Raw genomic sequence first — 12,188 nt, forward strand, 5'->3', positions numbered from 1 at the left:
CCGTTCCAGTGCGTTTGGTTGGCGGACAGATGGATGCCGTTTTGGAATTGTGCTGCGGCGGTAAAGGTTTTTTGGCCGTTGACGGTTTGGTCGCCGGTGAGGGAGACTTTGCCTTCCGATTCCGTCTGAAGGGCTTCGGTTTGGTTTTTGAGCCAAAGGGTGCGGTTGGCCAATTGTTTTGCCTGACGGTTGTCGATGCCGTCCGGCCCTCCCATCACGGGGTCGGAGGTTTCTAATTGGTAAATGCCTGTTTCCCATTGTGCTGTTTCGTTCAAATTTGCCATTATGCAGTTCCTCGGTTAAATGTTCCGTCTCTCGATGCCCGTCCGTTATGCCGGACGGCGGCGTGCCGGTAATCCAATGCCGCCAATACGCATCGGGCAGGCGCAAAGGCTTGCAGGGTATGCCGCAGCAAAGCCGCCTGATCGTTGGTTAGCACGCCGTTCATGGTGATACGGTAATGCGCCCAGTGGTCGGACCGTCCGTGCGCGTAGGTTCCGTCCCGCCTGATTTCGCCGTTGTGTTCCTTATTGCCCAAGCCTTCGGTGATTTCGACTTCTCCGAAACCGAGCCGCCGTACGATTTCGCGTATTGCCCACGGCGTGCCTTTCATACGGTGCAGCTGGTACGCGCCCTTAATCAGCTTGCGGCGCGTCTGGTCGCTTTCAGCTAACCAGTAGCTGTCCGCACCTAAAATGCTGCGACCCTCCGCCAGCAGCGCCAAGTGTTCCGGAGCAACCAAATCTACCAACCTCGGCAGTAGTCTGACCGCATCGACCTCATTTATTCTCAAGCCTAAATCCGCCAACATTTTGTAACGTCGGTCGTGTTCGATAACGGATGCGTAGGAGAGTTTTGCCATTGCTAACCCTCCGCCGTTTCAGGCGATATGCGGATATTGACGGAAGTGCATCTTGCCCATTGGTCGGGTTGGACGACGGTCAGCGCGGGCGACTTTAAAACGACGTTGTATACGCCGGCCGCCTTCAATGCCGTCTGAATGTCCAGCGGCACGATGTCCGCGCCCAGTTTTTCGCGGCGTGATGCTTCGTAATCTGCCCAAGCCTGTTTTGCCGCCGCCAAAACTTCGGCGGCATCCGCGCCTGTAAACAGCGTGAGTTCCGCATCCAGCGTGTAATCGATAACAGAAGGGGCGGCAACGCTTACCGTGTCGCAAAGCGGGCGGACACGTTCGTCAGACAAAGCCCTCTGCACTTCGCCGATGAGTTCGGGAGACGGCAGTCCGTTTTTAGTCAGCACCGTTACCCGTACCCGGCCGCCGACCGGCTCGCCGCCTGCCGTTTTCAGGTTGCCGACATGAACGTCGCAAATGACAGGATTGACACGTCGTGCAAAGTATTCGTATGCGCCGACAGGCCCCGCCACGCTGAAACTTTCCGGGGCGAGCAGGATGCGTTGCCGATAAGCATCGTCCGACTCTTCGTCCGCACCGCCTGCCGATACTTCGATATTGGCGGCAGATACGCCGTCAATAGGACTGACCAAGGTATTGATTTGTCCTGCGGCAAAACCATTGCCGGACACACCTGTCTGCGTGCAGACAGCCTCTAAATCCAAAGTTCGGCCGGCTGGTGAGAGCGTGCCTTCCGATGCCGTCTGAAACACGGTCGCACCTGCGGCAATCTGCGTACTTTGCGAGATGACGACGGGTTCGCTGTGGGAAGCTGCAAGGGTAAAGCGGACGGTGCAGCGGGCGGCCGATGCCTCAAGGCGCGGCGTGTTCACATCATCGCCGCACAAATCCAACATCAACCCCGTTGCAAAACGCGGGTGCTGCTGGCGGTAGGCTTCGTTCAAGGCTTTACGGACCAGCATTTCGCGGTAGGCATAGGTGTTGATAATCAGACGCTCGATGTGGGCGGGTTGCAGGGTTTTGCCGCTTTTTGCCTCATAGTCGGCAATGGTCTGTGCCAAAATCTCGGTAAGATCGTCTGAAACTGCCTTAAGCTCTTCACGCTTAATTTTGCTCAAATCCATGCCGCCTGCTCCAATCTGATGTCTGTCGTATAAACCTCGCCTGCCACTTCATCCGCTATGCGCCAATAAACCGTCATAGTCAGATGCGGTGCGGCACCGTCGAAAATAATGTCCTCAACCACTGCCCGCTTCTCCCACGTCTGTATGGCCAGCACGGTTTCGCGCACGATATTGGGGACAAACACGTCTTCCGGCGTGTCCAGCCATTTGTAATGGTCGGAGCCGAAATCAGGACGGGTAACGTCCGCACCTTTGCGGGTTGATAAAATATTGCGGATACACTGATCTATATCGTCCTCGCCCTGAACCACGCCCGAGCCTTCGGGCGCGAGCTGCCAGTGCTTGGAAATCGGTGCGGCGTAAAACATAAAAATCCCTGTATCGCTGATAGATACAGGGATTGTAGGAAATGCCGTCTGAAACGGCTTTTAATGCGGCTTAATGATTTTTCGGCTCTCCGGTTTGCCCTCCGGAATCGCCGTCATGGATGTGCCTGCCGACATTGATACCGTTGACGATAAGTTCGCCGTCAATGATGACGTTACCCGTAATCTTCGCCGCCTCGCCGCCGCCGGCATTGCCTGCCGCCAAACCTGCGGTATAGGTCAACAGCCCGTTTACCGTCGCATTGCCCGTAATTTCTGTCTGAGGCGATTGGATGTCCACTTTCTGCGCCGCTTTGATTTCGACCTTGCCCGGCGTTTCCACAACGACTTCGCCGCTGCGCCGGTCGTGCGAGATGACCGTGCCGTTGGCAAACCGTTTGACCCATTTGTTTTGGTCGGATACCGGCGGCTTGTCGGAGGCATTGTAAATCGCGCCGATGACGCAGCCGTTTTCGCCGCGCGCGTCCAGCAGGCAGACCACCAGTTCGCCCACATCGGGGAGGCTGTAAAAACGGTTGCCGCCCGCCGCCGGTGTCGCCATCGGCAGCCAATCGGTTTCCATGTCGTCGAGTACGGGGATTTTTACCCGCAAACTGTGTGCCGCCGCATCGACTGCCGATACCGTACCAAATTGCATCGTTGCCGTAAAATCATGGGTTTGCACTGCCTTGCTCCTCTTCAGAAACATATTCCGTCATCTTGATTTCGATTTCCGTCGTATAGCCGCCGCTGCGCGAAAAGTCATGCCGCGACTGCTTGACCAGATATTTGCCCGAAAACTTGCCGAATCCTTTCAGCCGTACCATTTGACCTGCCGCCAACAGCGCATTGCCGACCAGTGTAACCGTGCCCGCGCATTGGTCGTCCTGCGCATCCGCCAATTTGGCATCTGCCCTGGCATTTAATTGGGCGGTACTCTCACCCTTATTCGGCACGATACGCAATGTATCGCCCGTGCTGCCGTGTTTGGCTTTGCCTCGCTTGGGCTTGCTTTTTCGGCTTGCCGAGATCGTTTTCTTGTTTTTCGGGTCGTAGCCTTTGACATCTACTTTGGACGGCACGCCCTTAATCAAATCGCGCAGGCGGACACGAATGATGTCCTCGGGTTTCAGGACGGCAACGGCAGGACGCTGTTTGAGCGCGTCGTTGTCGGTAAACACCAGTTTCTTGCCGACGATTTTAAAGCTGTGTCCGTATTCCTTCGCCAGCCGCGCCAAAAACTCGACATCGCGCTCCTGATACTGGGTAACGCGTTTGATGGGGATATCTTTAACCGTCACTGTGATTTCCAATTTCAGACGGCCTGCAATCTGACGGACAATGGCGGCCAGAGTCGTGTTTTCATACGCCTTGCCGCGCAGGGTGCGGTTCTACTTGGTAATGCCCGTCGATAAAGCCTTCAGGCTGACCGTCGACGGCGGGCGGTTGTATTCGATTTCGGCAATCTCAAATTTGCCGAGAGAAACCAGCCCGGTAAATTGGTTACCCAGGCTCAAAGACAAAGCATCGCCCTGTTCGGGATACCAGTTACTCAGCCAGCGGCCGTCCGTATCCTCAAAATCGACCTGCAATTCGTCCGACTGCCCCTCAAGATAATCGGTATAGCTGAACGAAATCAGATAAGGCGCAACATCTGCCGTTATATCTTTGTCTTCGTAAGACAGGACGAAATCGGGCATGGTAACCGGATGGGTATTGCCGCCGTCCAAGCCCTTCAGCTTCAAAAACGCACTTAACGCATCCACGGCGGCAGCTCCTCTTGGTTATTTTTCGGTTTGGTTTCCAAAACGGGGACAAATACCGTCAGCCCGCTCACGAACTCCTCCGCCAAAGGCAAGTGCGGATTGGCCGCAATCAGACCGTCAATCAACAGTGCGTTGCCGTAATGCTTGTGCGCAATCAAATCCCATCGGTCGCCGTCTTGGGTGGTGTAGCGTATGACCGCACTCATCATTTATCCTTTCTTGCCGCAAGATAGCCGGTCAAAGCCTGGGCGGCGGCAGAGCCGTTTGCCAGCGCATCCGATGCTTCGGCTACGCCGTTTTCCACCGCATCCAACCAACTTCCTACCGAACCGCCCTCATAACCTGCCCGCAATGCGCCGACGGCTCCGCCCAGCCGGTTGGCCGCTTGTCCGGCCTGTGCCGCAAATTCTGCCGCGCCTTTCAGGTCGCCGAAAACCGCCGTTACTTCCGGCAAGGTATTGAGCCTTCCTAAAGTGCTGCCACCGACATTGAGTGCGTCCCCCAACAGATTTAATGTCCCTGACGGGTCGTTTTTCAAATCTTTGGCCGCGCGTATCAGGTTCTGCATATCGGCTATGCCCGATTCCGCAGCGCGGTAGACCTTGATACCTTTTTCAACCGCCCTCACTACATCCGATGCCTGAGCCCGAACGCTCTCCGGTAATAAGGACAGGAGTGGATTTTGCCTGCCCGACTTGACTGCGGGCGTAGGCAGGGGATTATTCGGGTCGCCGACAAACTGGGTCAGCTCCACATCCAATTCCCGCGCCGCCGTCCGACCTTGCGCGTCCTGAATCAACGTGCGCTCCGTCAGCCGCTCAAGCACAAACCATCCGGCAAAACGGCCGCTGCCGTAAACCAAAGACACTGCCTGCTGCGCCTCCAAAGCCGACAGCAGACCCTTATAAGCCGTGTCGGGATTACCCAGCCGCCAATGCAACTTGAGAGAGAAACGCAACGTCGTCAGTTCGTTTTGCAAGGCCTGCAGGCGCGGACGGCCTTTTAAGACCTCATGCTTGGCAAAGTTCGCCGAATGTTCCGCCTCAAGCGATGTGAAGCTGTTTAAAAGCTCAAATCGCACATCACCCAACATCGCATACATCAATAAGCCCTCCGTGCTTTGTCGTCCATCATGCGGCGGAACATTGCTTCGAATTCACGCAAGCTCATCTGCAGCGCAGCCTCAATCTGCTGAGGATTACCGCCCGGCGCGTTGATGGTCGGGTTGTAATTGATGGTCATCCCGCCCGCCGCCTGAGTATTGCGTGCAGACGCAAATGCCTCGCCGCCCGCAGACAACCGTGCCGCCAGCGCGCCCATATGGTCGGTAAAACCGCTTTTCAGACGGCCTGCCGTATCGGCTATAGAGGCAATCGGACGCGCCGCGCCCCCGTCCAAACCGATTTGCAGCCCCTCCATCATCCATCCGCCGAAACGGCGGAACACGCGGCTGGGCGAATGGATGCCCATCACGCCGGCAAAAGCCTGTTTGAGCGATGCCGCCTTTTCGGCAAGCCATGCCTTGACCGACTCGAATTTGGACTGCAACCCGTTCCACAGCCCTTGGATGATGTTTGCGCCAAACTGCGTGAAGCTGGACGGCAAGTCAATGCCGAACCAAGACAGTACGGCGGCAAAGGCCGAATAGAACGCGCCAATGGGCGACCAGTTGAGAATCAGGCCGAGGATGCCGAGCAGTCCGCCGTCAAAGGCGGTTTTCATTTCGGCGATTTTGCCGCCGACCCAACCGGCGACCGCTGTGATTTTTTCACCTATCCACAAGCCTAGCGATTCGCCGAAGCTGCGCGCTCCGCCTTCGGCAATTTGCGTGGTGCTGAAAAAATCTCCAAAGAAATCCAATAGCGGCTGAATAAAAGGCTTGACCGTATCCCACAATCCGCCCAAGACAGACGAAATGGCATCTACAACCGGGGAAATGGCGTTATAAATGCCGTCCCAAGCATCTGACAGTGCAGAAACCAGAGCATCAAAAGCAGGCTTTAACGGTTCCAAACCTTTCAACAGCCCGTCCCACAGTCCGGCAAAAAAAGCCTTAATCGGATTCCAAGCCTTGTAAATTATCCATCCGACCAAGGCAAGTGCGCCGACAGCCAAAACCAGCGGCCACATCGCCGTCAGCGAAGACAGGCTGAAACCGAGCATGGCGGTTCTTGCTGCTGCCAAAGCACGTATGAGTTTTCCTAACCGGCCCGGCACATCATGCAGTCCCATTCCGCCTTGCATCACAGTATGGGTCAGTACAATGGCAGACCGTAGCGATAAAACCGCTCCCTTCATTCCCAAATAAGCAGCACGCGACCGGTTGGCAACGACCATCGCGCCAAACATCCCGACTTTAAAAGCCAGCAGCGAAGCGGCCGTACCGACAATCCCTTTCGTCAATACGGGATGTTTTTCCGACCAGTCAGAAATCATGTTTGTCAGCTTGATGCATTTGCTTAAAAAATCATTTACGGCAGGCAATACAATCGAGCCCAACCGTATGCCGAGTTCCGAAATCCCGTTTTTGAAAAGCCGGATTTGATTGGCGGTCGTTGCCGAACGGTTGGCAAACTCGCGCTGCATAGAACCGAGATACTTCAAGTTTCCCGATGCATCCCGTTCCTCCAACAACGCCAGTTGGCGGTTGTACTCACCGACATTGTTTGCCAACATCATGGCATCGTCGGCATAGTTCCTGCCGAACATCTTCAGCAGCATGGGGAACTGTTCCGCCTTCGGCAACTGCTTGACCCGAGCCAACAGGTTGAGCATCGCACCGTTGGCATCTTTGTCCATAGCGGCGGCAAATTCCTTGGTCGTCAATCCTAGCTCTGCCAGCTCTTTTTTTGCACCGCCCGCCTTCATGACTGACATCGAAGTAATCATGCCCTTCATTGCCTGCGCCGCCAGTTCGGGGGCTTTGCCCATACTCAAAAAGGTGCTGCCCCATGCCGCACCTTGGTTTTCCGTCATGCCCAACTGCCTGATGTCGCTGCCGACGCGGGTCAGGACGTTGACAATATCCGCCGCCTTCGAGTTCGCATTGTCCGAAAGATGGTTGACGGCATCTCCCAATATGCCGATTTTGGGAATGGGTATCTGCAAGACGTTGGACAGCGTCGCCATAGATTCGCCCGCTTGTCCCGCCGCCATATCGAATGCCCCCCCCATTTTGGCGGCATCTTCGGCGAAGCCCGTCAGGTTTTCGCGGGCAACACCGGACTGTCCGCCAGCAGCAACAATGGCGGCAATGTCCTTGCCCGCCATAGGAATCTTACGGGTCATTTTCAAAATGTCCCGTTCCATCTCCTTGAATTGCTGCGGCGTATCGAAATCGACCACCTTTTTCACATCCGCCATTGCCGATTCAAATTCAATCGACATTTTGACGGGCAGAATCAGGGTGCCTGCTGCTGCAAGCGCACCCTGCCATTGCCCTTTGATGTCTGTCCATTGGCGGCTGACGACTGCCCTTTGGGCACGGACGGCATTGAGCTTTTCATATTGGCGGGTCAGTTTGGCGACGGAATTGCCGATTTTGTCGTATTCCTGCCATAGCTGTTTGGCAGACGATACGCCCAAACGGTCTTTGTTCCGCTCCAATACCCTGCCCAGTTCCTTCTGACGTTCGGACAGGGTATTGGTCGTCGTTTTCAGCGTATCCATCGCCTTGCCGATATGGGTCAACCCGGACAAAGCTCCGCCGACAACGGCGGAAACTCTGATTGATATACCTAAATCGCTTGCCATATGCTAATATGCATCCATTAAAGTGAGGGTTTTATATGTTCATCGTCGGTACAATCGTGGTTTTGGCGGGCATTTTTTATTGCGTCATTATTGCTGCTTCCGCTGTTTGGCTGGCGGCAGTCGGGTTATGGCAGGCGTTTTTTGAAAAAGATGAGCCTGACAACGGTTGGTGTCGCGATTTGCAGCGCGAAATCGAAGCAGAACGCCGCCGCCAAGTCTGAATCACATCCCCCTCCGATAACCCGCCTTCATTTGGCGGGTTGCTTCTTTCTGCCAGTCTTCAAATTCGTCCAGCGGCAGCGCGTAAACGTCATCCGAGCTCCAGCCGAACCACCAAGCCAAATCGGCGGCGGCAGACAGCAGCTGCCGCTGCGTTTCAGCCTTTGAAAGAGGAGGACTATTTGTCTTGGTCAGATTCCGTGATGCGGCGAAACGTTTCCTGCAACTGTTTCCAATCCGCCAAATCCAAACAATCCAAGTCTTCGGGAATCATGCCTGTCATGCGGGCAAACAGGGCCAGTTCTTGCTCCGCCTCATTCGTCAGGTGCGACACGGCGCGCAAATCGCCCACGCGCAAACGACGGAGCGTTACCTGTTCCAACATCTGACCCGTCGCCAGCCGTACCGGATATTTCAGTTTCACAACGGTATTTACACCCAAATCTTCTTGCAATTTCTTGGCTTCATTCATTTTCCATCTCCAAAAATAAAAAAATCACCGTATCGGTAAAGATACGGTGATTGTGTCAAAGGTCGTCTGAAACGGCTTTTAATCCGATTTAAAGATTAAGCACCAATGTTTTTACGCATTTGGTTCAAAACGTCCTGACCGTCCACGCGGTAGATATTTTTGAACGCGTTGTAGTACAGCACTTCGCGCCCGCCGACGACTTGGCGGATTTCTGTTGCCTGGTAGGTTGAGCTAAATTCCGCCTTTTCCTTCGGCTTGTAGCCGCCCAGGGCGTTTTTGGAAAACACTGCCGTTACCGTGGTTACGATGGGGACTTCTTCCGCCAAACCTGACGCATTGAAGGTCTGCAGGTTGCCGCGCACCATCAGTTGCACAGCTTTAAAGGGGTTGGATGCCTTCTTCGCCACCTCGGGATAAAAGCTGTTCCAAGTGACTTCGCCTTTCAGGGCTTCTACGCCGTTGGGCAGTTTGATGGTACCGACCATACCCAAACCGGTATGGTCGTCCTGCCCAAACTCAAACTCGGGTAGTTTGAACTCGGATGCGTTACCCAACAGGCTGTTGCCGTCGATATAGACATTGGCATTGTAGATTGCATTGATTGCGCTCATCTTGTTTCCTTTCTTTTTTCAGACGGCATTAGGACGCAGAAACCAGATTGGCCAGGTATTTGCGGGTCATCACGCTGGTATTGGTCATACGCTCGGCAGGCAGCTTGGGCGTGTAGTCGTACACAATCGGCACTTGGCCTTTACTGAACGCATCCGGCAGGTCGTAGTCATAGTCCAAACCGACCGAGAAACCTACGATGGAAGGCAGCGTACCCAAATAGGTGCGTACCGTCTCAATCAAACTGTCGATTAAGGCATCGTCAATCGGACGGTCGACATATTGCAGCTCTGCGCGACGGATGGATTCGTCGATGATGTCGCCGGTGCGTTGTGCCACTTCAAAGTTTTTAATATGCGAAACCGTTGGGAAGCAGGCGAGGCGGTTGCCCCACATACGATAGCCCGTACCATAGCTGTTGAATACAGTCGTAATGCCTTTTTCATTCAGACGGTTGGTTTCGGACTGCGGGTCGTCCGCACGGGCGGTCAGTCCGATTTCCACGCCGGTCACACCCAAGAGTTCGCGGTTGGAGATGCTGTACCAGTAGCCCTGTTCCACATCGGTTTTCATACGCAGGCCGGCGGCGTGGACAGCGAGGCTTTCCAAGCCCGACAAACCGACGACGTAGGGGTAAAAGAGCTGACAGCGGTCGGACGAAGTTTGGAAATTGATGCTGCCCAACGGACCGCGTCCTTCCAAAGCCTTGCCCAAGCCTGTGCCTTTCGGCGCGGAGGCATAGGCGATGGCTTTCAATTTGCCCGCAATGATTTCCATTGCTGCGCGGACTCCGGCATTGCCGTCATACTCGGGGGCGATGATAATTTTCGCGTCCGCGCCTTGTCGGTTGAAACCTTCGGTCAAGAGTTCCAAACCGGTGCGTTTTCCCGTTGCCGCCACATATGCGCCGATAATGTCGGCTTCGGTCACTTTCGTCGGGTCGGTATAGGTGTAGCTGATTTCCGGTGCGGACGGTTTGGTTTTGAACACAATTTCGCCCGTCAGCGTGTTGATGGTGTAGTGCGTGTTTTCGGTCAGGGGGCTGTTGCCGTCTGAAACCGCGTAGCCGCTTTGCAGGGCAGGCTTGGCGGTTTTGGCTGTCAAGGTGTCAGGATCAACCGCCAATACTTCGTTGCTGACGGTTGTCTTATGTTTGGCAGGGTCGCAAACATTGACAACATAAGCGACACCGCTGCCGTAGCGCGTCCAGATGTGTGCGGCATCGGGCAGGGTGAAGCCTTGAGCGGTCAGCCCGCCGCCGAATCGGGCAAAATCTTTTTTAATTTGACATACCGTCAGCTCATTGACCGCGCCGACTGGCGCAGTGCCGACGATGGCGGTAATTGCGCCGTCAACGGTATAGACGGGATTGGAGCCGCCGTTGATGCGGATGGTCTCCGTGCCGTGATGGTAGGCTGCTGCCATAATGGATACTCCTATGTTTTAGGTTTTAAATCGGAATTGAGGTCTTGGTCGGTTCGGCGATAGCGGGCAGCGACGAAGAGGAGGCGTTTTTCTTCATGGCAAACTTCAACCTGCTGAGTCTCAGTTTGCAAGACAAGCTGATACTGCCATGCGCCAGCATCCTCGGCCAAAAACTCCTCGCTAATCAGGTGGCAGGGGCGGCAGTTCGGCGGCGCGAAACCAACCATAGCAAGACGTGCCTCGTCCAAAATCGCCAGCGTGCCGTCATCCGCATTAAGGCTGCTGCCGAAAACGGTCAACACCAACCTGACATCGCGCTGCTGTGCAATACGACCGAGCTGCTCGATTTCGCCAAATTTGCTGCCGCCGTATCCGACCAAGATTGCTCCGACCGGATGGATAAATTGGTATTCGGACGGACGCTCGGGGAAAGCCTCAACGCTGACCCACGGGATAGCGGCCTGCAAATGTTCTACTACCGCATCAATAATCGGACGTGTCGCGCTCATCAGTAGCCTCCTAAATCCATTTTGTCGCGCGCTCGGACGTGATACGTGCCCGGCTCGGGTTGCGACGGCTTGTCCAATGCGGCGATGCCGATGTGAATCTTGCCGTCGCGGATGGCTTCCAGCGTCTTAATGGTTGCGTTGTAGGCAGTTTCCAGCGGTTTCGGAAAGTCGGCGCGGTTGATGCGGCGGCTGTGCAAAAAATGGCGGGCGATGTTGATGCACAAAGGCTGCAACACCGTCGGCGTGTCCTTCAGCGGCAGCACATATCTGCCGCGCAGGTATCCGTCCACCAAATCGCAGGCATAACGCACTGCCGCATCAATGACCTGAGCGTCGGGTTCTGTCCCGCGCGCATTGTCGTTGGTCAGTTGCACCAACTCCATTTGGCCCATCGCAGCCGTCAAATCATCCGCGCCGATATACATGGCTTACTCCGCCCCTTCGGCTGCTGCCGATTTTTTACCGCGTTTCGGCTTTTCAACTTCGCCCGTAGGGGCATTGCCTGTATCATCTGACGGCGTATCTTCGGACGGCGGGGTGTCATTTTGTTGCGCATCCGGCTCTTCGCCGGTTGTCAGTGTCGGGGTAACGTGTGCCGCGACCGATTCGTACTGCTCCGCCGTCAATTCGACCGCTTCGCCGACCTCGACACGAAATTGGCCGCCTTGTTCGTTTTCCAAAATCAACGGAGTGTTTGCGATATAAACTTTAGCCATGATCAGCCTTTCAAAAATACTTGGATAACTTCGCCCGCCGCTGTCGCCGCAGAGCGCGCCGTACCGGCAACCTTGGCATTACCTGCCGCCTTGACTGCCGCGCCTTGCGCATCGGCTGCTACTTCATCGCCGACGGCAATCGTGCCGCCTGCCTCAACTAAGGCGATACCCAATACATCAACGGCCAACATTTCGCCCGCATCCGCATCCAAAGTAGCAGTACCCAGAACTTTCACACCGGCTGCTGCCTGTTTGCCTGTGAAATCCACAAAGCGGTTTTTGACCACCTTGCCTGATGTTTTGACCGTGGTTACCAAGACCACTTGTTTCGTTTGTGCCATATTTCCCTCCTTGAT

Annotated in this window: 16 protein-coding genes and 2 pseudogenes; 1 reads left to right on the plus strand and 17 read right to left on the minus strand. The window is 55.2% G+C overall.

Annotation, left to right across the window (positions count from 1 at the left end):
• From ACNAU7_RS00005 to ACNAU7_RS00045, 9 genes and pseudogenes are all read right to left on the minus strand, one after another.
• A pseudogene (locus tag ACNAU7_RS00005) lies at nucleotides 1-284 on the minus strand (tail fiber protein); the annotation flags it as partial.
• Nucleotides 284-862 carry a phage tail protein gene (locus tag ACNAU7_RS00010; RefSeq protein ID WP_003753438.1) on the minus strand — a complete coding sequence of 193 codons (579 nt, stop codon included), beginning with the start codon at nucleotides 860-862 and terminating at the stop codon, nucleotides 284-286. The gene ACNAU7_RS00010 and the pseudogene ACNAU7_RS00005, both read right to left, overlap by 1 nt.
• Nucleotides 863-864: 2 nt before the next feature.
• Nucleotides 865-1,998 (minus strand): baseplate J/gp47 family protein, encoded by a 1,134-nt coding sequence (locus ACNAU7_RS00015; RefSeq protein WP_416299554.1) that lies wholly within the window; start codon nucleotides 1,996-1,998, stop codon nucleotides 865-867.
• Nucleotides 1,989-2,366, minus strand: a complete 378-nt coding sequence (locus tag ACNAU7_RS00020) for a GPW/gp25 family protein (RefSeq protein WP_416299556.1) — start codon at nucleotides 2,364-2,366, stop codon at nucleotides 1,989-1,991. Before ACNAU7_RS00020 ends, ACNAU7_RS00015 begins: the two co-directional genes overlap by 10 nt.
• 70 nt (nucleotides 2,367-2,436) lie before the next feature.
• Nucleotides 2,437-3,072 carry a phage baseplate assembly protein V gene (locus ACNAU7_RS00025; protein ID WP_101121440.1) on the minus strand — a complete coding sequence of 212 codons (636 nt, stop codon included), beginning with the start codon at nucleotides 3,070-3,072 and terminating at the stop codon, nucleotides 2,437-2,439.
• Nucleotides 3,035-4,129, minus strand: a pseudogene (locus ACNAU7_RS00030) (phage late control D family protein). Before ACNAU7_RS00030 ends, ACNAU7_RS00025 begins: the two are co-directional and overlap by 38 nt.
• Entirely contained in the window at nucleotides 4,117-4,338 is a 222-nt protein-coding gene (locus tag ACNAU7_RS00035) for a tail protein X (protein ID WP_048816091.1), read from the minus strand. Before ACNAU7_RS00035 ends, ACNAU7_RS00030 begins: the two are co-directional and overlap by 13 nt.
• Complete coding sequence (locus ACNAU7_RS00040) at nucleotides 4,335-5,231, minus strand: phage tail protein (protein WP_308074303.1); 897 nt, start codon at nucleotides 5,229-5,231, stop codon at nucleotides 4,335-4,337. The genes ACNAU7_RS00035 and ACNAU7_RS00040 overlap by 4 nt, the downstream gene beginning before the upstream one ends.
• Entirely contained in the window at nucleotides 5,231-7,828 is a 2,598-nt protein-coding gene (locus ACNAU7_RS00045; RefSeq protein WP_416299559.1) for a phage tail tape measure protein, read from the minus strand. The genes ACNAU7_RS00040 and ACNAU7_RS00045 overlap by 1 nt, the downstream gene beginning before the upstream one ends.
• Nucleotides 7,829-7,917: 89 nt before the next feature.
• Here ACNAU7_RS00045 and ACNAU7_RS00050 point away from each other — a divergent pair, with 89 nt between their 5' ends.
• Nucleotides 7,918-8,103 carry a hypothetical protein gene (locus ACNAU7_RS00050; RefSeq protein WP_416299561.1) on the plus strand — a complete coding sequence of 62 codons (186 nt, stop codon included), beginning with the start codon at nucleotides 7,918-7,920 and terminating at the stop codon, nucleotides 8,101-8,103.
• 1 nt (nucleotide 8,104) lies between these two features.
• Here the strand turns inward: ACNAU7_RS00050 and ACNAU7_RS00055 are convergent, their stop codons facing one another.
• From ACNAU7_RS00055 to ACNAU7_RS00090, 8 genes are all read right to left on the minus strand, one after another.
• The gene (locus ACNAU7_RS00055) at nucleotides 8,105-8,224 is read right to left on the minus strand and encodes a GpE family phage tail protein (RefSeq protein ID WP_416299563.1); all 120 of its coding nucleotides are present in this window, start codon (nucleotides 8,222-8,224) and stop codon (nucleotides 8,105-8,107) included.
• Between the two features lie 55 nt (nucleotides 8,225-8,279).
• Nucleotides 8,280-8,573 (minus strand): phage tail assembly protein, encoded by a 294-nt coding sequence (locus ACNAU7_RS00060; RefSeq protein WP_416299565.1) that lies wholly within the window; start codon nucleotides 8,571-8,573, stop codon nucleotides 8,280-8,282.
• A 95-nt stretch (nucleotides 8,574-8,668) separates the two neighbouring features.
• Nucleotides 8,669-9,184, minus strand: a complete 516-nt coding sequence (locus ACNAU7_RS00065; protein WP_416299567.1) for a phage major tail tube protein — start codon at nucleotides 9,182-9,184, stop codon at nucleotides 8,669-8,671.
• 28 nt (nucleotides 9,185-9,212) lie between these two features.
• Nucleotides 9,213-10,607 carry a phage tail sheath family protein gene (locus tag ACNAU7_RS00070; RefSeq protein WP_416299569.1) on the minus strand — a complete coding sequence of 465 codons (1,395 nt, stop codon included), beginning with the start codon at nucleotides 10,605-10,607 and terminating at the stop codon, nucleotides 9,213-9,215.
• 11 nt (nucleotides 10,608-10,618) lie between these two features.
• The gene (locus ACNAU7_RS00075; RefSeq protein ID WP_416299571.1) at nucleotides 10,619-11,116 is read right to left on the minus strand and encodes a Gp37 family protein; all 498 of its coding nucleotides are present in this window, start codon (nucleotides 11,114-11,116) and stop codon (nucleotides 10,619-10,621) included.
• Complete coding sequence (locus tag ACNAU7_RS00080; protein ID WP_416299573.1) at nucleotides 11,116-11,541, minus strand: gp436 family protein; 426 nt, start codon at nucleotides 11,539-11,541, stop codon at nucleotides 11,116-11,118. The genes ACNAU7_RS00075 and ACNAU7_RS00080 overlap by 1 nt, the downstream gene beginning before the upstream one ends.
• 3 nt (nucleotides 11,542-11,544) lie before the next feature.
• Nucleotides 11,545-11,832, minus strand: a complete 288-nt coding sequence (locus ACNAU7_RS00085) for a hypothetical protein (protein WP_003753465.1) — start codon at nucleotides 11,830-11,832, stop codon at nucleotides 11,545-11,547.
• 2 nt (nucleotides 11,833-11,834) lie between these two features.
• Nucleotides 11,835-12,173, minus strand: a complete 339-nt coding sequence (locus ACNAU7_RS00090) for a capsid cement protein (protein WP_101121452.1) — start codon at nucleotides 12,171-12,173, stop codon at nucleotides 11,835-11,837.
• Between the last annotated feature and the right edge of the window lie 15 nt (nucleotides 12,174-12,188).

The sequence above is a fragment of the Neisseria sp. LACPHL-SPEC-2024-00856 genome, assembly GCF_047915665.1.
In the GTDB taxonomy this organism is placed as follows: Bacteria; Pseudomonadota; Gammaproteobacteria; order Burkholderiales; family Neisseriaceae; genus Neisseria; species Neisseria polysaccharea.

Coding starts and splice junctions, on each gene's coding strand:
- ACNAU7_RS00050 (WP_416299561.1), top strand. CDS start 7,918: ATGTTCATCGTCGGTACAATCGTGGTTTTGGCGGGCATTTTTTATTGC.
- ACNAU7_RS00085 (WP_003753465.1), bottom strand. CDS start 11,832: ATGGCTAAAGTTTATATCGCAAACACTCCGTTGATTTTGGAAAACGAA.
- ACNAU7_RS00090 (WP_101121452.1), bottom strand. CDS start 12,173: ATGGCACAAACGAAACAAGTGGTCTTGGTAACCACGGTCAAAACATCA.
- ACNAU7_RS00010 (WP_003753438.1), bottom strand. CDS start 862: ATGGCAAAACTCTCCTACGCATCCGTTATCGAACACGACCGACGTTAC.
- ACNAU7_RS00035 (WP_048816091.1), bottom strand. CDS start 4,338: ATGATGAGTGCGGTCATACGCTACACCACCCAAGACGGCGACCGATGG.
- ACNAU7_RS00080 (WP_416299573.1), bottom strand. CDS start 11,541: ATGTATATCGGCGCGGATGATTTGACGGCTGCGATGGGCCAAATGGAG.
- ACNAU7_RS00060 (WP_416299565.1), bottom strand. CDS start 8,573: ATGAATGAAGCCAAGAAATTGCAAGAAGATTTGGGTGTAAATACCGTT.
- ACNAU7_RS00070 (WP_416299569.1), bottom strand. CDS start 10,607: ATGGCAGCAGCCTACCATCACGGCACGGAGACCATCCGCATCAACGGC.
- ACNAU7_RS00015 (WP_416299554.1), bottom strand. CDS start 1,998: ATGGATTTGAGCAAAATTAAGCGTGAAGAGCTTAAGGCAGTTTCAGAC.
- ACNAU7_RS00075 (WP_416299571.1), bottom strand. CDS start 11,116: ATGAGCGCGACACGTCCGATTATTGATGCGGTAGTAGAACATTTGCAG.
- ACNAU7_RS00065 (WP_416299567.1), bottom strand. CDS start 9,184: ATGAGCGCAATCAATGCAATCTACAATGCCAATGTCTATATCGACGGC.
- ACNAU7_RS00020 (WP_416299556.1), bottom strand. CDS start 2,366: ATGTTTTACGCCGCACCGATTTCCAAGCACTGGCAGCTCGCGCCCGAA.
- ACNAU7_RS00040 (WP_308074303.1), bottom strand. CDS start 5,231: ATGTATGCGATGTTGGGTGATGTGCGATTTGAGCTTTTAAACAGCTTC.
- ACNAU7_RS00025 (WP_101121440.1), bottom strand. CDS start 3,072: ATGTTTCTGAAGAGGAGCAAGGCAGTGCAAACCCATGATTTTACGGCA.